This is a genomic window from Opitutus sp. (assembly GCA_024998815.1).
GTDB lineage: Bacteria > Verrucomicrobiota > Verrucomicrobiia > Opitutales > Opitutaceae > Rariglobus.
The window spans coordinates 458,347-477,108 of the sequence record JACEUQ010000001.1 but is presented as its reverse complement, the minus strand read 5'-3'; the positions used below and the strand labels follow the sequence as shown (position 1 = coordinate 477,108).

Here is an 18,762-nt window from a genome sequence, read left to right as displayed (position 1 = left end):
GAATGGCACTTAGTTAGGCACGACCGCCCCAACGGGGCTCTCTACCACAGCCTAGGGCAACGCCCTAGGAATCATTGGGTGAAGTGCACAAGCCCTGAAGGGGCGATCTCATCAGGACGGACGATAACGCCCCTTAACTAAGCGCCCTTCGTCACTCGCCCAAATCCAGGATGGACGAGTCGGCGTTTTTCACGTTGGCTGCCGCAAGCCGCCATGAGCCTCCCAGAGTCCGCATCCACCTCGTCCCCCTTTCGCCGCCACCTCTGGCCGCTGATTTTAAAAAACCGCGGGCAGTTACTCTGGGCCTCGCTGTTCGTCGGCCTGAGCGGGGGCGCGGTCGCCACCCAGAACATTTTCCCCAAATGGCTGTTTTTCTACGTGCTCGACGTCAAAGATCTGGCCACTGCGGAACGATGGAAACGACTCGCCTGGCTGGCGGCCGGTTACCTCGTGCTCACCGGCATCGCCCGCATGGCGTTCTGGCACTTCGGCTACCGGTTGTTCACCCGCGCCCGGGAAAACATCATCTTCGCCCTGCGCGCCAAATTTTTCCGCCACGTCAACCAGCTCTGCCTGCGCTTCCATGGCACCCACTCCTCGGGCGAACTGTTTAGCTACCTGTTCGGCTCGCCGCTAAATGCGATCATGCAGTTTGCGCAGCACGCCACCATGGCGCTGCCCAGTGCCATCGTCTTCGTGCTGCTCACCATCGCCTTGTTCTGGCAATGGGACGGCGCCCTCGCCGCCGTGCTGATGACCGCCGCCTCGTTGAGCGTGTACATGATGCTCCGCTCCCGCCGAAGCGTAGAGCTGATCCAAAAGGAGTTTCAGGCGCTGGAAGGTAACATCAGCGGGCAAGTCGCCGATCTGTTGCGCGGCAACAAGGCGGTGAAACTCTACGCGATGGAGACCCAGGTGGTGCACAACTTCGAGCAGCAGGCCGACGTCATCGGGCGCAAAACCTACGAGCGCGACATCCTCTCCCACCAGGAATGGATGAAGCAGGAGGCGCTTTCCTACGTTTGCTACGCCGGCCTCATGGCCGCCTGCACCTGGCGCTACCTATCCGGCCACATCGACCTAGGGATCGTCGCGGCATGCCTGGCCGCCTACCTCGGCCTGATGGGACCGCTGCAGCAATTGTTCACTGCCTTCACACTGTGGGCGGGAGCCGCCGCCGCCCTGACGCGTATCGGCAACGTGCTCGACACCGCCAGCACCACGCCCGACCCCGACCACGCCACCCGAAGCCTGCCCGCCCGCGCCGACATCGTTCTTGATCACGTCACCTTCGGCTACGATCCGGCACAGCCGATCCTGCGCGACCTTTCGCTGACCCTGCGCCCGGGCGAGCGTGTAGCTTTTGTCGGTCCCTCCGGCGCGGGTAAAACCACCATCACCCAGCTCCTCCTGCGTCTCTACGATCCGCAAGCCGGCGCCATTCGCATCGGCGAGATCGACCTCAAAACCGTGGCCGGTTCGGCGCTGCGCCGCCACTTCGGCGTCGTCCCGCAAGACCCGTTCATCTTCAACACCACGCTGCGCGACAACCTCCGCGTGGCCCGCCCCGATGCGACCGACGAGGCCATCCGCCTGGCCTGCGAAAAGTCCAACGCGTGGGAGTTCATCGCCGCGTTGCCCGGCGGACTCGACGCCCGCGTCGGCGAAGGCGGCTCGATGCTTTCGGGTGGGCAACGCCAGCGCCTGGCCATCGCCCGCGCGCTGCTCGCCGAGCCTGAGTGCTTCATTTTCGACGAGGCCACCAGCGCGCTCGACACGTTGAGCGAGCAGCTCATCTCGCAGGCGCTGGAACACAATCTGGGCGACCGCACGGCGGTGTTCATCGCCCACCGGCTCTCAACCGTGAAACACTGCGACCGCATTTTCGTACTCTCTGGCGGAGCACTTATCCAATCCGGCACCTACGACGAACTGGTGGCCACCGAAGGGCTGTTTCAGGACTTGGTGCGCGGCCAGCAACTCCGCGCCTAATGCTTTCCTTGCGACGGGAGAACGACCTTCTTGGGCCGCCCGTCCCGTGCCAGATCAATCGCCTTCGCCTTCTTCCAAGACCGCCCGCACTTCGGTAATTAGCCGTTCCACCTCGGATAAAATCGCAGCCGTTTCCGTCCCCACTTCGACGCACCAGGCGGAATCGGCCAGCTTCTGCGCTGCTGTCGCCTCCAGACCGCCAAGAGCATCGCGCAGATGCCCGCGGGCCTTCTTCAGCCGCACTAAAACCGCGCCGGCCAAAAGTGATTCCGGCGGCCAGGGTAATTCGTCCAACGTTGAGCCCAAGGCCCCGGCCAACTTGCCGGCGGAACTAATCACGCCCTCGATTAACTCCCGCAACGGGTGCTCGCGCCCATCCGCATCGGTTAACCAGCCGCGCTGCTCGGGTTCGTCGATGAGCCGGTGGACAAGAGCATAACACCGTTCAACGAGCGGATGCCAGTGGGGGGGCCGCCCATTGGCATCATCGCCGTCCGGCTGATTGGCTTCGTCGGCCTGCGCTGCGGCGATCACCTCTTGGGCCGCTGTATTCATTGTGTCGATCCAGCGGCTCTGAATGGCCTTCTCGTCGGGGGTGAGCGGCGTGGGCTCGGGCTCGCCGCGCTCGCGCCGCATCCGCTTGCGCTCCTCCTCCATCACCCGGGCAAACTCGGTGGGGGCCAGTGCTTCGCGCTGCATGCGGCCCGTGACCCGATCCAGCAGCCGGTCCATGCGGGCGGCGTTCGCATCGGCGCTCGCCTCGGATTTGCTGGTGGGCGCGTCGTCGTCCTCGTGCGCCCCGGCCGCTGTCGCCCCGGTCAACTTCTCCATAAACGCGATCATCGCCTGGCCGTTGGCCGTGCGCTGTTCCTGCTCGCTGGATTCGTCCATCGACCACGTGCACTCCGAGTCGAGTTCCAACGTATAACTCGCCGACTCGATGACCACCCGGCCGTTAGTCGCGCTGTGCCATTCCAAGTAAAGGCTGTTGCCCCAATGCCACGGAAAGGGCTTCCGCGCCTCAAAATAGACCATCAGCTCGTCCATGGAGCAGTCCGGCACCTTGACCTTGCGCGAGGCGGTGATGTCGCCGGTGACGCCGCGCTGAAGGCAGGCAAAGTTGCCCAAATCGCCCGCCTTGGGCTCCGGATTGGTGAAGCGAAGGACATGCCCAGCTAGGTCTCGCCAGGCATTACCCATGAGCTCAAGGGTAACGGGTTCCTCGCGACCGGTGAACCACAGCCGCCCGGTCACACGGCCGCGGATACGGTTGTCTAGTGCTTAATTGCGTAGATTAATGATAGTATTTCTGAGTTGGCTTCCCTTGACCTCGCGCTTGCGCCACTTGAACGGCTTGGCATTGGGCAGGTAGGCGGCGACGAAAGCGTCAATGGCCTGACTAAGTTCGGCGACGCTTCTGAAGTTCGCGCCCCGTAGCGCCTTCCTTGTTAGTATGCCGAACCAGATTTCAACTTGATTGAGCCAACTCGCCGAGGTTGGGGTAAAGTGGAAGTGGACATTGGGGTGCCGAGCGAGCCAAGCGTCGCACTTTTTGTGGGTGCAATAATTATCCAAAATCACGTGGAGTTCTCTCTCGGGCGGGTGATCCGCCACCACTTGGTCCATGAACAGCAGGAACTCCTCCCGGCGCTTAAGGGTGGTTTTCTGCGTCTTGATCAAGCCCGTGGCCACATCAAGGGCAGCGAACAAGTTGAGTGTACCGTGGCGCTTGTAGGTGCTTTTGAGTCCCTGGACGATTTTACCATTGTCGGTCTCCACGTAACCGGTGGCGCGCTCTAGGGCTTGGATGCCAGGCTTTTCATCCACACTTATCACCAATGCCTTTTCCGGTGGGCTCAGGTAGAGCCCGACGATATCGGCTGCCTTGGCTGCGAACTGCTTGTCAGTGCTCACGCACCACGAGCGCTGGCGCTGCAGGCAAATGCCCTCCTTGCGCAGCACTCGCCAGACCGCGTGCACCGAGCCGCCGAGCACACGGGCCACCGCTGGACCATCCCAGCGCGCCTGCCCCGGAGGGGGTGGCCCTTCCAATAAAGCCAGCACCCGATCTCGAAAGTCCTCACCGTAGGTGCGCTTCGCGCCCGGCCGTGCCGCATCATCCAGCCCCTTCATGCCAAGCAGCACAAAGCGATCCCTCCACTTTATTACGGTGTTCGGCCTGGTGTTGCAGCGGCGCGCCACCTCTTGCACCTGCTCGCCACTCACGCACCCAAGGATCATCCGGGCGCGCTCAACTCGCTGCCTCGACTCAATCCGGCTGGTTGCCCGTTTTTCTAGGGATTGCTGATCCCCCTCGCTACAAGTGATTCGCACGGCTTTTCGTCCCATCTACAAAGCGGATACAATATCACTTATTATTGCAAGTAAGCACTAGTTCGCCTCGAATTAAAGATTCCTCAATACGCCACGCCATGCGCAGAACCGTGAGCATTTCCCGTTCACCGCGCCAGCATTCAATCACAGGATCGGCGACTGCGATCAGCGACGACACAACCCCCGGCACCTAACGAGTTTCCGCCTCTACCCGCCCCAACCCAAAGTGTCACCCATTAGGTGACACTTTGGGTTGGGGGTTTATTAACCGACCTGTGCAGGCCAACGTCATGTGCCAGTGCCCCACAACGTGCTTCCGCCAGAGACTGGACGCCGTGGCGATTTAACCTGTTCCACCGATGGGTTTTTATTCCATGTTGGGCCCCATGAACGCCCCCGAAAGCCTCCGCCGCCCGCAGATCCTTCTGCTCAACGCCTCGCTCGCTGGCGACTTCGGCAACACCGCCGCCGCCCTCGACCACATGGCCGCCCTGCTCGCACCCCATGCCAGGGTCGCCCGCCACACCCTCGCCACGGAGCCGGGCTTCGCGGCCTGTTGCGAGGCGCTTGCTGCCGCCGATGCAGTGGTGATCGGTACCGGCACACACTGGGATTCGTGGAGCAGCCACCTCCAACGCTTTTTGGAAGAAGCCACGCCCGCCGAGGGCACCGCGCTCTGGCTGGGCAAACCAGTCGCCTGCTTCGTCACCGAACACTCCGTGGGCGGCAAGGGCGTACTTTCGCGCCTCCAGGGCGTGCTGGTGACCCTCGGGGGCTTGATACCGCCGATGAGCGGCGTAGTCCTCTCACTCGCCGCGCAAACCGCCGCGCAGTCCGATCCTGCGAGCGCGACCGATGCCTCGCAGGACTTCTGGTGCGCCGACGACCTCGCGGTGGTTTCCCACAACCTGCTGGCCGCCACCGCACAGCTGCGCCTGGCACCGCCGAACTGGCAAACTTGGCCGGTCGATCGCACAGGCTTTGACCAGCGCTGGATCCGCGTTTAACCCTGCGCACTCCCACCATGCGCACGTTTAGCCAAACCCTGCTCGGCCTCCTCATTTTTTTTGTGACGATTCAGTTCATCCGCACCAAAAAAAACATCGCCGCAGGGCCCGACCCGCGTGACATCCTGGCCATTCACCCGGCCCCGCCCGAAGTGCAGAAAATCCTGCGCAACGCCTGCTACGACTGCCATTCCAACACCACCCGTTACCCCTGGTACGCCGAAATCCAACCGCTCAGTTTGTGGATGGCCTCCCACGTCAAAAACGGGAAACAGAACCTCAATTTTTCCACCTTCTTCGACTACCCCGCCAAACGCGCCGACGCCAAACTTGAAGCCGCAGCCGATGCCGTCGCCGAGGGCGAGATGCCCCTGCCGTCCTACACACTCGCCCACCCCGACGCTCGGCTCACCCCCGAACAAGTCAAAGCCCTCACCGATTGGATAACCGCCGTGCGCAGCCGCATCCTTGCCAGCGAACCCGAAGCCCCATGAACGACCAACCCTACGCCCTCGCCCGCTCCTTGATCGATTCCGCGCACGCCGCCGACCCGGCCCGCACGCCCGAGGGTCACGCCGCTGAACTGATCTACGCCGACCGCGTAGAAGCCTGGGTTAACCGCCTCGACGTCGCCGCCACACTGATACTTCGACTCGCCGCTCGCTGCCAACACCTCGAACGCTGGCTCACCCCACGCGCCACGTTTCCCGAGGGCAAAGTGGGATACCTGTCGTGGCGGCGCTCCCTCTACACGAAACAAGCCGAACGCGCCCGGGCCATACTGCTCTCCGCAGGCGTGCCCGCCGACGAAGCCGCCGACGCCGCCACCTGGATCTCCAAGTCCGGCCTGAAAACCAACCCCGGCACGCAAGTGCTCGAAGACGCCGCCGTGCTCGTGTTTTTGGAAAACGAAATCGCGGATTTTGCCGCCAAAAACGCGGATTATCCGCGCGAAAAGTTCATCGATATCCTGCAAAAAACCTGGCGAAAACTCAGCCCGGCCGGCCAGCAAGCCGCGCTCGGCCTTGACCTGCCGCCCGCGATCGCCGGCCTGATCCACGACGCCCTCGCCGGCTAAAACTTGTTTGCGCTCAAGGTGGCCGCGTTCGCGCAAGACGATCGCGCGTTCGCACTCCCCGTGACGAGAATCCTCTCCCACGCCGCCTTGGGTGATGACACTCGCGTTTTTTTTGTTTCCACTGGGCAAATCATGCTCGCCGCCGACTTCTTCGCCCTACCGCCGTCGCTCGCCCCCTTTGCCGCACAGTTCCGCGCCGACGCCGCTCCGTGGGACTGGTTAAAACAAATCTCCGCCGCCCTTGGCCAACTTCCGCCTCCCGCAGCTGCCCGTACGCTGCCGCCAGGGGTTCACATTGAAGGCGCGGTGTGGATCGACCCGTCGGTGAAACTGCCCGCCTACGCCACGATCATCGGGCCGGCTTGGATTGGTGCTAAAACCGAGATCCGCCCCGGTGCCTACATCCGCGGCAACGTGATTGTGGGCGAAGGCTGCGTGCTCGGTAACTCCTGTGAATTTAAGAACTGCCTGCTGCTCGACGGCGTGCAGGTGCCCCACTTCAGCTACGTAGGCGATTCGATTTTGGGCAACCGCGCCCACCTTGGTGCCGGCGTGATTTTGTCCAACCTTCGCCTCGACCAAAAACCCATCTCCGTGCGCCTTCCCACCGGCGTCTTCGAAACCGGACTGCGGAAGTTTGGGGCGATTCTGGGCGATGGTGCCGAGGTGGGCTGCAACGCGGTCCTCAACCCCGGAACCCTCCTCGGCAAACGCGCCTTGGTCATGCCAACCACCTCCTTCGGCGGCTACCTGCCTGAGGCCACCATCGCCCGCATTCGCGGCGCCGTGACGCAATTCCCGCGCCGGGATTGACCCCTCAAAAATCATTCTCGTTCTCTTACTACTACTCGTTCTCATTGCCGCGAGCCTTCGCCATCGCCCGCTCCCTCGGCACTTGATCCAGTCGCGACCGAGTAAGCAAAGGACGAACCCCAACGATTAATTTCCAGACCACTCATGCGTATTCTCACCGGCATCCAGCCCTCCGGGCAGCTTCACATCGGCAACTATTTTGGCGCGATCAAACCCGCCGTTGAGCTGCAGTCGCGCGGGGACTGCACCTATTTCATCGCCGATTACCACTCGATGACCTCGCTCACCGACGCCGCCCAGCGTCGCCAGAACTCGCTGGATGTCGCGCTCGACTGGCTGGCCTGCGGTCTCGATCCGCAGAAAAGCGTGCTGTTTCGCCAAAGCGACGTACCCGAGGTCTGCGAGCTGATGTGGATCCTCGGCACGCTCACCCCGATGGGACTCTTGGAGCGCGCGCACAGCTACAAGGACAAGACCGCCAAAGGCATTTCCCCAAACTTCGGCCTGTTTGCCTACCCGGTGCTGATGGCGGCCGACATCCTCCTTTACGACTCCAACCTGGTGCCCGTGGGCCGCGACCAAAAGCAACACGTCGAAATGACCCGCGACATCGCCATCAAGTTTAACCACACCTACGGCGACACCTTTGTCGTGCCGGAGTCGGAGATTCGCGACGAGACGGCGCTGGTGCCGGGGCTGGATGGCCAGAAGATGAGCAAAAGCTACGACAACACCCTGCCTATTTTCGGCGACGAGAAGGCGCTTCGAAAAAAGATCATGGGCATCGTGATGGACAGCCGCACCCCGGCCGAGCCCAAGCCCGACGCCGATAAAAACATCGCGATCCAACTGCTCAAGTTACTCGCTCCGGCGGAAGTCGCGGCGGACACGGAACGCCACCTGCGCGAAGGCGGCCTGGGTTATGGCGACCTGAAGAAGGCGCTCTTCGAACATTACTGGACGTTTTTTGCGCCCTATCGGACCAAGCGGGCCGAGCTCGCGGGCAACCTCGACCACGTCCACGCCGTGCTGAAAGACGGTGCCGACCGGGCCAGGGCGACGTCCAGCCAGGTGTTAGGCCGCGCCCGCAAAGCCTGCGGACTGGCCTAAGGCCACTGCCAGCGGGATAAGCCGCTTCTGCAAATTAGCGCTCAATTTGAGATTTCCGGGCATCCTTGAGCCCACGCTCAAGGCCACAGGCATCGCGAACACACTCCTCGTGGCCTTGAGCGTGAGCTCAGGGTGTTTTCCCAACGGTATCCACTCCCGCCAGGAACCCGGTTAATTAAGCACTCATTGAACGCGAATGGAATTAGCGGGCTACCGACTCAGCTCCGCTTTACCGCCTTCAGGTTTTTAATCAGGCCGTCGATCAGCGCGTCGAGACTCGGCTTCTTGGACTCAAAGGCGATTGTCATACCGACCTTCTTCATCGTCTCACTGGTTTGCGGCCCAATGCTGCCGATCAGCGGCAGTTTGGCTTCGGGGGACAAGGCTAGCGCGGCGGATTGCTCACTGAAGGACTGCACGGCCGATGAGCTCGCGAAGAGGATCGCATCGGCCCCCTTTTCACGGAAATCGTCGGCAATCGGGTCGCTGGTCAGATCGGTTTTCTCGGTCTTATAAAGCAGCATGCTATCCACGATGGCTCCGGCGGCCTCGAGTTTACGCACCAGCACGTCGCGGTTCAGGTTGCCCGTCACCACGATCACCTTGGCGCTGTCCAAACTTTCGGTGGCGATTAACGCATCGGCCAAAGACGAACCCGTTGAGGTGTCGGGCATGCACTCGACCTTGATGTGGTAACGCTCGATTTCGAGGGCGGTCGCCTTGCCCACGCAGGCAAAGCGCAACATGCCGAGCGCACGGATGTCGCGGAAACCCTTAAGGAAGTCCTCAAAGAAGAAACGCACGCCATTGGCGCTGGTGAACACGATCCAATCGTAGCCACCGAGTTCGGTTAAAATTTCCACGAAGCCCTGGCGGTCCACGTCCTTGCTGATGTGGATGAGCGGAAGTTCGAGCACCTCGGCGCCGAGGGTTTCGAGTTTGTCGCGCAGTTCGCTGTTCTGGTCGCGCGTGCGGGTGATCGCAACGCGGCGCCCGAAGAGCGGCAGGTGCTCGAACCAGTCGATCGACTCATGATCGCGCACGACTTCGCCGACAAAAATAATGGAGGGCGCACTCAGGCCGGATTGCGCCACCAAGCCAGCCAGTGTGGCAACGGTGCCGGTGACGCTGCGCTGGCGGCCCAACGAGGCCCATTGCACAACGGCTGCGGGGGTTTCAGCGGAGAGCCCGCCGGCCTGCAATTCGGCGAGGATAAACTCGAGTCGCCCCATGCCCATGTAGATGGCGAGCGTGGTGTTTTTTAACGCGCCGTAGCTGCGCCAGTTCACCTGGGTTTCGGACTTGGTGGGGTCCTCGTGGCCGGTGAGCAGGACCAGCGCGGTGCTTTGGTTGCGATAGGTTAAAGGAATGCCTGCGTAGGCGCCGGCGGCGATGGCAGCGGTCACACCCGGTACGACCTCGAAGGGAATTCCGGCTTTGGCCAGGGCGCGGGCTTCCTCGCCACCGCGGCCAAAGATGTACGGGTCGCCGCCCTTGAGCCGCACGACCTTCTTGCCGGCTTGAGCGTGCGTGACGAGCAGCGTCTCGATTTCCTCTTGGGGAACGGTGTGGCAACCCGCTTTTTTGCCCACATAAACAACCTCACACTCAGGGCGGCACCACTTCACCAACTCGGGGTGCACGAGGTAGTCGTACACCAAAACATCGGCCTGGGAGATCAACTCCTTGGCGCGGAACGTGACCAAACCGAGATCGCCGGGACCGGCACCGACGAGATGAACAATACCTGTGGAGGAGGACATGGAGAGAGGAATTACACAGAGGGCACGAGAGGTATCACAGAGGTCACGGAGAAAGGCAGGACTGAAGCTCTGTGCTCTCGGTGCCTCCTCTTGTGCCCTCTGTGTAACTAAATCTGAAATCCGAAATGTTTTAAAATAACCCGCGCCGTCTCGACCGGATTGTCGATCTCGGCATCGCTGAGCGGAAGACTCCTCAACCCGATTTCGTGGTGATAAAACCAGAGGGTATCGGCGGTGACATGGGCCGCGAAAGCCGTTTGGCAACCACCGCCCAAGGCGGCCTGAAAAGCGCGTTCCAAGGTGACGGCGCGCGAGGTGCGGTGATCCAGTACGGCGGCGAAACGCGCCGCATCGGCCGAGCGGGTTTGGATCGCGATGGCGGCCTGCCCCACGGCGGGCACCATGTGCTCACAGGCCAGCGCATGGAACTCAGCCCCAACCCAGCCACCAATACCTAGGCGGCGTAACCCGGCCGTAGCCAGCACGGTGGCGTCGGCCACGCCGTCCTGGGCGATCTTACGCAGACGCGTATCCACATTGCCTCGGATTTCCGTGAACGTGGCGTCGGGAAACATCATCGCCAACTGGAGTCGGCGGCGCGGACTGCTGGTGGCGATGGTCGCCGGTGACTCAATGCCCTCGCGCAGCACCAGCATGTCGCGCGGATCTTCGCGCGGCATGTAACCGGCGACCGCCAGACCGGCGGGAATTTCGCCCGGCAAGTCTTTGCAGCTATGCACGGCGAGATCTGCGTCACCGCGCAGCAAGGTCTCTTCGAGTTCCTTGGTGAAAAGCCCCTTGCCGCCCTGTTTTTCGAGGGACCACTCGATGCGTTGGTCGCCGGTGGTGACGATTTTCAACAACTCGACTTCGACGCCGAGCGTAGCGCGCAGGTGCGCGGCAACCTGCGCGGATTGAGCGAGGGCAAGCGGGCTCTTACGGGTGGCGAGTCGGAGGACGGGTGAGGACACGGGGATTGGAGAGCAGAAGTCAGAGTTCAGCGGGCAGCGGGCAGAGAACGGAGGACGGAGGACGGAAAGGAGCGGATATGCCTGCGGGGTTATCAGAAAAAAGGCCGGGGACAACAAGTGCCCTCGGCCTTCGCAAAACAGACGGTTAAACGCTTAGTTGGCGTAGGAACCGGCAACGCCGCTGATGTCGCGCTTGGGCATCCAAGGCATCAGGCTGCGGAGACGCTCACCGGTCTTCTCGATTTGGTGTTTTTCGCCGGCCTTGAGGAGGGCGTTGTAGTTCTTGAGGCCGCCCTTGTACTCGGCGACCCACTGCTTAACGAACTTACCGTTTTGGATCTCGGTGAGGATCTTCTTCATTTCCTTCTTCGTGTTCGCGTTGATCACGCGGGGACCACGGGTGATGTCGCCATACTTGGCGGTCTCGGAGATGGAGAAGCGCATACCGGAGATGCCCTTTTCGTACATGAGGTCGCAGATGAGCTTCAGCTCGTGCAAGCACTCGAAGTAGGCCATCTCGGGCTGGTAACCAGCCTCGACGAGGGTTTCAAAACCGGCCTGAACGAGGGCGGAAGCGCCACCGCACAGCACGGCCTGTTCACCGAAGAGGTCGGTCTCGGTCTCTTCTTTGAAGGTGGTCTCGAGGACGCCAGCGCGGGTCGAGCCGATGCCCTTGGCCCAGGCGAGGGCGTTCTTCTTGGCCTTCTTGGACTTGTCTTGGAACACGCCAATGAGGGCGGGCATACCTTTGCCTTCAACATAGAGGCGGCGGACCATGTGGCCGGGGCCCTTGGGGGCGACCAGGATCACGTCGATGTCGGCGGGAACGGTGATCAAACCGAAGTGGATCGCGAGGCCGTGCGAGAAGATCAGGGTTTTGCCCTTCTTCAGGTTGGGGGCGATGTCCTTGGTGTAGACGTCAGCCTGCTTCATGTCGGGAAGACCGACCAGGATGATGTCGGCCTGCTTAACAGCCTCGGCGGTCGAAACGACCGTGAAGCCGTGCTTTTCAGCAACGGGCTTGGACTTGGAACCCTCGTAAAGGCCGATGATGACCTTAACGCCGGAGTCCTTCAGGTTCAGGGCGTGCGCGTGGCCTTGGGAGCCGTAGCCGAGCACAGCAATGGTCTTGTCTTTGAAGAGGCCGAGATCGGCGTCTTTGTCGGTGTATACTTTAGCGGGCATGGTGTGGGAAAACGATTTTGAGGTGTTTAACTGAAAGTGGGATCCGGGTGAATCGCTGAGGCAATCCTACTGGGATTTGGCTACTTGGGTTTTGGAATTTCCGCGCAGCGGTCTTAACGCATCTGGGCCAGCACGCCGGTGCGGGCCAGTTCAAGGATGCCGAAAGGTTCGACCAACTTGAGGAAGGCGCTGACCTTGCCGTCATCGCCGGTCATTTCGATGATGACCGAATCTTGTGCCACGTTGACGATCTTGGTGCGGAAAATGTCACTGATCTGCATGATCTCCGAGCGCGTGCGGGAGTCGGCCTTGACCTTAATCAGCACGAGTTCGCGAACGACCGCCTGACCCTCGGTGAAATCAATGACCTCGACGACGTTGACCAACTTGCGCAGCTGCTTGATGCAAAGATCGAGCGCGGCGTCGTCGCCCATGAGCACGGCGGTGATTCGCGACAGCGAGGCGTCGTGGGTAGGGGCAACGTTAAGCGAGTCGATGTTGAAGCCGCGACCGGAAAACATGCCGGACACGCGGGCTAGAACGCCGAACTTGTTCTCAACGAGGACAGAGATCGTGTGTCGCATTGCGGGTGATGAAGTGAGGAGAAAATTTTCTGGTGGACGCTGAGGGACTTGAACCCCCGACACCCTCGGTGTAAGCGAGGTGCTCTAACCAACTGAGCTAAGCGTCCGAACCAAAGTTCAGAGATAAGCGGGCGGAATAGGCGGCTGACAAGGATTTATTCGTGGATACAAACAGGTTTGTCACCGCGCCCCTTAAAACAGTGCGCGGGGAGCGTTCGGGACAGTCCCGAGCGCTCTCCGCCAGCGGCCAAAATCAGGCGCGCACGGCCTTGGGTTGGAGCAGACCCTCGCGGATCATCAACTCGGCATTCTGCACCGCGTTCAGTGCGGCGCCCTTCCATAGGTTGTCGCCGCTCACCCAGAAGGAGAGCCCGTTGTCCCAGGCCGTGTCGATGCGCAGGCGACCAACACCGCACTTCACCTTCTCGGCGAAATCGAGCGGGGTGGGATATTTTTTATTGGCCGTATCATCGACCAATTCAGCCCCGGGAAACGCGGCAATGGCGGCGCGCGCCGTGGCTAAATCGACCGGACGCTCAAACTCGGCGCTCACCGAGACCGAATGGGCGCGCACCACTGGCACGCGCACCGTGGTGGCGGAAACCTTCAGGTTGGGCAGGCCCATGATTTTGCGCGACTCGTCAGCCATCTTGGTCTCCTCGCCCGTGTAACCGTTCGCACCGAATGAATCGATGTGGGGGATACAATTAAAGGCGATCTGGTACGGGTAAACCGCGTGCGTGAGCGGCTGGCCGGCCGAGTGGGCCTGGATCTGGTCGGCGAGCTCACGCACGGCTTCTGCACCGGTGCCAGAAACCGATTGGTAGGTGGAGACGATGATGCGCTTAACGCCGAAGGCCTGGTGCAGCGGCCAAAGGCCCATCAGCATGACGGCGGTGGAGCAGTTGGGATTGGCGATGATGCCGCCGTGGTTGCGCAGTTTCTCGGGGTTGATCTCGGGGATCACCAACGGAACGCCGGGCTCCATGCGCAGGGCCGAGCTCTTGTCGATGACGACGCAGCCCGACTTCACGGCATCGGCCGCGAGCGCGCGGGTGACGGAGCCACCGGCGGCGAAGAACGCCAGGTCAACTCCGGCGAAAGCGCCTAGTTTGGCCTCTTCGATGGTCCACTTCTTACCGAAACGCTCCACGACTTTTCCCGCCGAGCGAGCCGAGGCGAACAGCCGCAGCGAGCTCATGGGGAAGTTACGCTCATGCAGCAAGCGCACGAGCTCTTGACCGACGGCACCCGTGGCGCCGACGATACCGATGACGTAGTTGTTACTCGTATTCACGATGAAATCCTTTTTGGAATCGGCCACAGAAACATGCACCCGCCTCGGCATCAAGCCCGCAGACCGCTGCCTTGTTGTAAGCATCGAACACCAGACGATGCAGTTTTTCCGCCACGGAGAACTGGCGCGCAGCTACGTTATCTCCACGTCGAAGCGCCCGCCCTCGAACGTCAAAAACTCACTCGGCACCCCGTGCGGCCTGCACGCCATCGCCGAACGCATCGGCTCAGGCCAACCACCCGGCATCGTTTTTAAAAGCCGCGTGCCCACCGGCTACCATTTTAACGAGCTGAGTGATTCCGCGACCCACCCCAACCTGATCACGAGCCGGATTCTCTGGCTGCGCGGGCTTGAGCCGGGCGTGAACCAAGGCGGCGAGGTCGACACCTATGATCGCTACGTTTACATCCATGGGACCAACCACGAAGACCGCCTCGGCACCCCGCAAAGCGCAGGCTGCGTGCTCATGAACAACCTGGACATCATCGCGCTCTACGAAGAGGTGCGCGCTGGGGATTTGGTGTGGATCGGGACTTAGTCAAACGCGCGGCATTTGCCTGAACGAGTTGTCGGATCAAAAGTAGCGCAGTGCTTCAGCTCGCATCGGCGATTGCAGGGGTAATTCCATTTCAAAGCTGCGGGCTGAAGCACCGTGCACTACCTCAGAACGCGATCCGATAAATTCAATGTTAATGCTTTCTACTTATTTTCGCCAAACAGCAGCCGGAGCGAATTCAAGCACACCACCACCGTGCTGCCCTCGTGTGCGGCAACACCCACCGCCAACGGTACAAATCCGAGGGTCGAGGCGACCGCCATGATCACCACCACACCGAGCGAAATGGCCAGATTCTGCTTAATGATCCGCGTGGCCCGCTTGCTGAGCTTGAGCGCGGCCAAAAAGTTCTCAATGCGGTCATGCATCAAGATGACTTCGGCCTGCTCGAGCGCCGCGTCGCTGCCGCGCGCGCCCATCGCAACACTCACATCGGCGGCGGCCAGCGAGGGCGCGTCGTTCACCCCGTCACCCACCATCGCGACCTTGCGCCCACCGGCACGCAGCGCCTGGATTGCTTCCACTTTTTGCTCAGGACTGAGTCCGGCGCGTACCTCGTCAAGACCGAGTTCGTGCGCCACCGCCTCCGCCGCCTGCCGACGGTCGCCGGTCAACATCACCGTGTGAATACCAGCGGCTTTAAGTTGGCTTAAAACCGCCTTCGACTCGGCACGAATCTGATCGCGCAACAGCACGCGGCCGATCACGTCCTTACCCACCACCCAAACCTCAGCCAAATCAGCGGGCGCGGCCGGGAGTTTTTTCAACCAATCGGCCAGCGGGCCTTTTTCCAACAACTCGCGCCGCCCAAGCAATACTTGGCTGCCAGCAAAACTGCCGCGCACGCCCTGTCCCGTGATCGACTGAAACTCCTCCAGCCCCAGCTCGCGCACGCCACGCGCCTTGGCGTCACGCACAATGGCGCGCGCCAGCGGGTGCTGCGAATTGGACTCCAAAGCGAAGGCCAACTCCATGATTTCAACCTCCCGGCCGGCAGGAAAACTTTCGTAACCCACCACGGCCAATTCACCAGTTGTGAGCGTGCCAGTCTTGTCCATCGCGACCACGTTGATGGTGGCCAAGCTCTCAATGGCCGCACCGCCTCGAAACAGCACACCATGCCGCGCGCCCCACGCAATGGCCGCGAGAATGGCCGAGGGAATCGACAACACCAAGGCGCACGGGCTCATCACCACCAGCAGCGTCATCGCCCGATAAAACGCCGAGCGCGTCCCCTCCACGTTGGCAAAGGGCGGCAGGTTAAAGCCCAGCCACCACACCAAAAACATCACCGCGCACACACCCAAAACTCCAATCGTGTAACCACCGCCGAACTTATCGGTAAACCGCTCGCTCGGCGCACGCAGTTTTTGCGCGGTCTGGATCAGCCGGATAATTTTTTGCAGCGTACTCTCCGAGGGCAGGCGAACCACCTGAATCTCCACCGCTCCCCACAAGTTGAGCGTGCCGCTGAAGACCGGATCGCCCACGCCTTTTTCGACCGGCACGGCCTCACCGGTGAGCGCCGATTCGTCGCTCGCACTTTTACCCTTGAGCACGTTGCCGTCGGCCGGAAACGCCTCGCCTGGGCGCACCAGCAGTCGATCACCGATACAGACCTCCTCGACCGGCACTTCGCGTTCGCCACCACCCGGCACAAGCAGGGTCGCCCGCTTGGGGGCCGATTTGAGCAAGGCGCTCACTTCACGATGAGTGCGGTCCAGCGCGTAGGCCTCCATCGCCCCAGAAGCGGAAAACAAAAACAGGAGCAGCACGGCCTCGCCCCAAGCCCCGATAGCCACCGCGCCCACCGCCACCGCCAGCATGAGAAAATGAATGTCGACCTTAGCTTTTTTAATATTCTCCCACGAGTCGACCACCGCATCCCAACCGCCCGCAATCAGCCCGACCGCGTACAACGCCGTTGGCAGCCAGTCCGGCCCAACTCCAAGCTCTTTCGTGGCAAACCCAGCTAAGCCCGCCACGCCGCACACCGAGGCGAACACGGTGAGTTCTTTCCATTCGGATTCCTCGGCGTGGGCGTCCACCGGCGCGACGTACTCGGGCCAGTTGAACTCACGCCACTTCCAAAACTTCGGGGCGGTCGCGCAACTCACGCCCGCGAATTCAGTCAACGCCCCGTCGCGCTTCACCGTAAAACCTACGGGGGGCTTAGCCTGCAAATCGAGGTGCCGATCGATGGCGGCGAGCGTTTCGGCCAGGCGTTTCTCCAAGTTCGTGATATCGACCTTGCCGAGTGTGGCAATGGACACCTTGCGGGCAGCCGGATCAAGCCGCACGGCTTCGACGCCCGGTTCATGTTTGAGAAACTCCGCCAAGGTTTCGGTCCACGAGGAATGCATAAGAGGTTTTCAAAAAATGCCTTTTCCGTGCCGATGCAACGCGAGACCCAACACGGCGCTCACGGTATGTCACGACAAGGGTGGTGGGCGAATCGCCGCTTTTGGAGACGAGACACGGAAGATGGCCGCAAAGAGGCGCAGGAGTCGCAAAAAACGGCGTATTTCGCTTGGCCTGGTTTCTGAGTCTTCTGCGCTTTTTTGCGGCTAAACCATTCACATTCCGATTTTAGGCTTTAACGCAAAGGCGCAAGGACGCGGAGAAGCGCGAATAAATCATATACTTGCAACATTTTGCGCACTTTTCGTCTTGGCGGCTTATTCCAATTCGCGATCAAGAATAGCTGAGTTTCCATGGGTAGGAGCCCATTTATCCCGAACGCCGAAGTTGGAGTGCGATTTAGTGGAGGAAAGAGGCGGTAGTGGCTAAGTGCAGGCAGTCATAACGCAGGGCGATAGAGGGTCGGAATCCAACTTCGGCGGAGTTGGCGGACGCCACTGCAAGGCGTTATCAATAATGGGCTTGTGTTTTGAAAGGCCACCCCAGGCTTGCGACAGTTTGACGGCGATTTGTTTGCCGACGAGCCCGAGGATCGCACCGGCGACGAAGACCTGGCTGCGCAGGGTGGCAGGTTGGCGGTAGGGCTTTTCGGGCGTGACTTGACGCTGGTAAAGACTGAGCAGGTTGAAGGCGTAGAGTACGCCGAGGAAGGCGGATTCGGTGCCGAAAAACTCGCGCACACAAAAGCCGTCGGCCGCCAGATCGTTTTTGAGTTCCTCGATACGCTGCTCGATGCAGGCCCGCCCGTTGTAGTCGCGCCAGATGATCTCGGCGGATTCGCAGCGATTGGTGACGAAGATGCGGAAGGTGTAGCCGGGCACCTCGATGAGCCTACGGCCGACCGCCGATTTGTCCTCACGCTCGCGCTCGCGCAGCACCACGAAGCGTCGCGTCACGGTCCATCCGTGCAGTTTTAACCAAATCTCGCCGACCGCATAGTTCTCGTCGAGTGCGGTCCATTCGGTCAGCCCGGTGCAACGTGCCCTGATCGAGGACGTCATACCATTTTGCATTCAAACGCATTAAAACCCGACCACCACCGTGATCACGTCAGTAGCGATCCATCATCTAACCTTAAAACAACTGGAGTTTTTAACCACTAATGACCACTAAGATACACTAATCCAGAAGCGGCGAATTCCTTGTTTTTATTAGCGGCTATTAGCGTCCATTAGTGGTTAAAACGATTTGTTTGTATGTCTTTGAACGCGAAATGGTATCATGCGGGCGACAACGATGTAGGGCAGCTTTTTTCCTCCAAAAAAGAGAGAAACCCGTTCTCGCAAAAACCACTATCGGCGCGAACGCAGGCGATTTTTAATCCCGCCGGTGCCAGCGCTAAGGCCTCCTGTAAAAACGCGACGACCCCGCGCGCCGAGCCGCAATTGCCGCTGCGCAACCAGCCATGTAGAATAAACTGCGCCTCGGCCAACACCGCCAGCAGCGGGTGGTGACTCGCGCGGCCCTTGCGCTTCGGATTGTAGCCCTTGCGCGCGCCCTCCTGCTTGCCCTCCCGCAAAACACCGTCGAGTCCAAGTCCAGGTGAAACCCGCCTGCGGGCACCACCACTAGCAGCCCGTCGGACTGAAAAAAGCGGGTTCGGGCCAAGTCCCCGGCCCGCGCGCCAACTTTGAGTGTGGCGGATAGATTT

General features: G+C 61.0%; 17 protein-coding genes and 1 tRNA gene. 7 read left to right on the top strand and 11 right to left on the bottom strand.

Annotation, left to right across the window (positions count from 1 at the left end; all coding sequences use genetic code 11):
* The first annotated feature begins 213 nt into the window (after positions 1-213).
* The gene (locus tag H2170_01995) at positions 214-1,992 is read left to right on the top strand and encodes an ABC transporter ATP-binding protein (protein ID MCS6298864.1); all 1,779 of its coding nucleotides are present in this window, start codon (positions 214-216) and stop codon (positions 1,990-1,992) included.
* A 54-nt stretch (positions 1,993-2,046) separates the two neighbouring features.
* Here the strand turns inward: H2170_01995 and H2170_01990 are convergent, their stop codons facing one another.
* A complete protein-coding gene (locus H2170_01990) occupies positions 2,047-3,246 on the bottom strand; it encodes a hypothetical protein (protein MCS6298863.1) in 1,200 nt (399 codons plus the stop codon).
* Positions 3,247-3,273: 27 nt separating this feature from the next.
* The gene (locus H2170_01985; protein MCS6298862.1) at positions 3,274-4,341 is read right to left on the bottom strand and encodes an IS630 family transposase; all 1,068 of its coding nucleotides are present in this window, start codon (positions 4,339-4,341) and stop codon (positions 3,274-3,276) included.
* 371 nt (positions 4,342-4,712) lie between these two features.
* Between H2170_01985 and H2170_01980 the strand changes: the two genes are divergently transcribed.
* From H2170_01980 to trpS, 5 genes are all read left to right on the top strand, one after another.
* Positions 4,713-5,333, top strand: coding sequence for an NAD(P)H-dependent oxidoreductase (locus H2170_01980; GenBank protein MCS6298861.1), 621 nt, complete (start codon positions 4,713-4,715; stop codon positions 5,331-5,333).
* A 17-nt stretch (positions 5,334-5,350) separates the two neighbouring features.
* Positions 5,351-5,827: a heme-binding domain-containing protein gene (locus H2170_01975; protein ID MCS6298860.1), complete on the top strand. Its 477-nt coding sequence runs from the start codon at positions 5,351-5,353 to the stop codon at positions 5,825-5,827.
* The gene (locus tag H2170_01970) at positions 5,824-6,411 is read left to right on the top strand and encodes a DUF4202 domain-containing protein (GenBank protein ID MCS6298859.1); all 588 of its coding nucleotides are present in this window, start codon (positions 5,824-5,826) and stop codon (positions 6,409-6,411) included. The genes H2170_01975 and H2170_01970 overlap by 4 nt, the downstream gene beginning before the upstream one ends.
* A gap of 132 nt (positions 6,412-6,543) precedes the next feature.
* Entirely contained in the window at positions 6,544-7,224 is a 681-nt protein-coding gene (locus tag H2170_01965) for a UDP-N-acetylglucosamine diphosphorylase (protein ID MCS6298858.1), read from the top strand.
* Positions 7,225-7,368: 144 nt separating this feature from the next.
* The gene (gene trpS, locus H2170_01960) at positions 7,369-8,334 is read left to right on the top strand and encodes a tryptophan--tRNA ligase (GenBank protein MCS6298857.1); all 966 of its coding nucleotides are present in this window, start codon (positions 7,369-7,371) and stop codon (positions 8,332-8,334) included.
* A gap of 218 nt (positions 8,335-8,552) precedes the next feature.
* Here trpS and cobA read toward each other — a convergent pair whose 3' ends face one another.
* The 6 genes from cobA to H2170_01930 all read right to left on the bottom strand — a co-directional run bounded on the left by cobA (position 8,553) and on the right by H2170_01930 (position 14,185).
* Positions 8,553-10,097: a uroporphyrinogen-III C-methyltransferase gene (gene cobA, locus H2170_01955; protein ID MCS6298856.1), complete on the bottom strand. Its 1,545-nt coding sequence runs from the start codon at positions 10,095-10,097 to the stop codon at positions 8,553-8,555.
* Positions 10,098-10,204: 107 nt separating this feature from the next.
* Complete coding sequence (gene hemC, locus H2170_01950) at positions 10,205-11,068, bottom strand: hydroxymethylbilane synthase (protein MCS6298855.1); 864 nt, start codon at positions 11,066-11,068, stop codon at positions 10,205-10,207.
* A gap of 153 nt (positions 11,069-11,221) precedes the next feature.
* Positions 11,222-12,253, bottom strand: coding sequence for a ketol-acid reductoisomerase (gene ilvC, locus H2170_01945; GenBank protein MCS6298854.1), 1,032 nt, complete (start codon positions 12,251-12,253; stop codon positions 11,222-11,224).
* Between the two features lie 113 nt (positions 12,254-12,366).
* Entirely contained in the window at positions 12,367-12,837 is a 471-nt protein-coding gene (gene ilvN / locus H2170_01940) for an acetolactate synthase small subunit (GenBank protein ID MCS6298853.1), read from the bottom strand.
* Between the two features lie 30 nt (positions 12,838-12,867).
* Positions 12,868-12,944 (bottom strand) — tRNA-Val (locus tag H2170_01935).
* 146 nt (positions 12,945-13,090) lie between these two features.
* The gene (locus H2170_01930; GenBank protein MCS6298852.1) at positions 13,091-14,185 is read right to left on the bottom strand and encodes an aspartate-semialdehyde dehydrogenase; all 1,095 of its coding nucleotides are present in this window, start codon (positions 14,183-14,185) and stop codon (positions 13,091-13,093) included.
* Between H2170_01930 and H2170_01925 the strand changes: the two genes are divergently transcribed.
* Positions 14,136-14,672 (top strand): L,D-transpeptidase, encoded by a 537-nt coding sequence (locus H2170_01925; protein ID MCS6298851.1) that lies wholly within the window; start codon positions 14,136-14,138, stop codon positions 14,670-14,672. The two genes, H2170_01930 and H2170_01925, sit on opposite strands and share 50 nt — an antisense overlap.
* Before the next feature lie 161 nt (positions 14,673-14,833).
* Here the strand turns inward: H2170_01925 and H2170_01920 are convergent, their stop codons facing one another.
* The 3 genes from H2170_01920 to H2170_01910 form a co-directional block, all read right to left on the bottom strand.
* Positions 14,834-17,053: a heavy metal translocating P-type ATPase gene (locus tag H2170_01920; GenBank protein ID MCS6298850.1), complete on the bottom strand. Its 2,220-nt coding sequence runs from the start codon at positions 17,051-17,053 to the stop codon at positions 14,834-14,836.
* 423 nt (positions 17,054-17,476) lie between these two features.
* Positions 17,477-18,112, bottom strand: coding sequence for a transposase (locus tag H2170_01915; protein ID MCS6298849.1), 636 nt, complete (start codon positions 18,110-18,112; stop codon positions 17,477-17,479).
* 218 nt (positions 18,113-18,330) lie between these two features.
* A complete protein-coding gene (locus H2170_01910; protein MCS6298848.1) occupies positions 18,331-18,630 on the bottom strand; it encodes a transposase in 300 nt (99 codons plus the stop codon).
* Positions 18,631-18,762 lie beyond the last annotated feature (132 nt).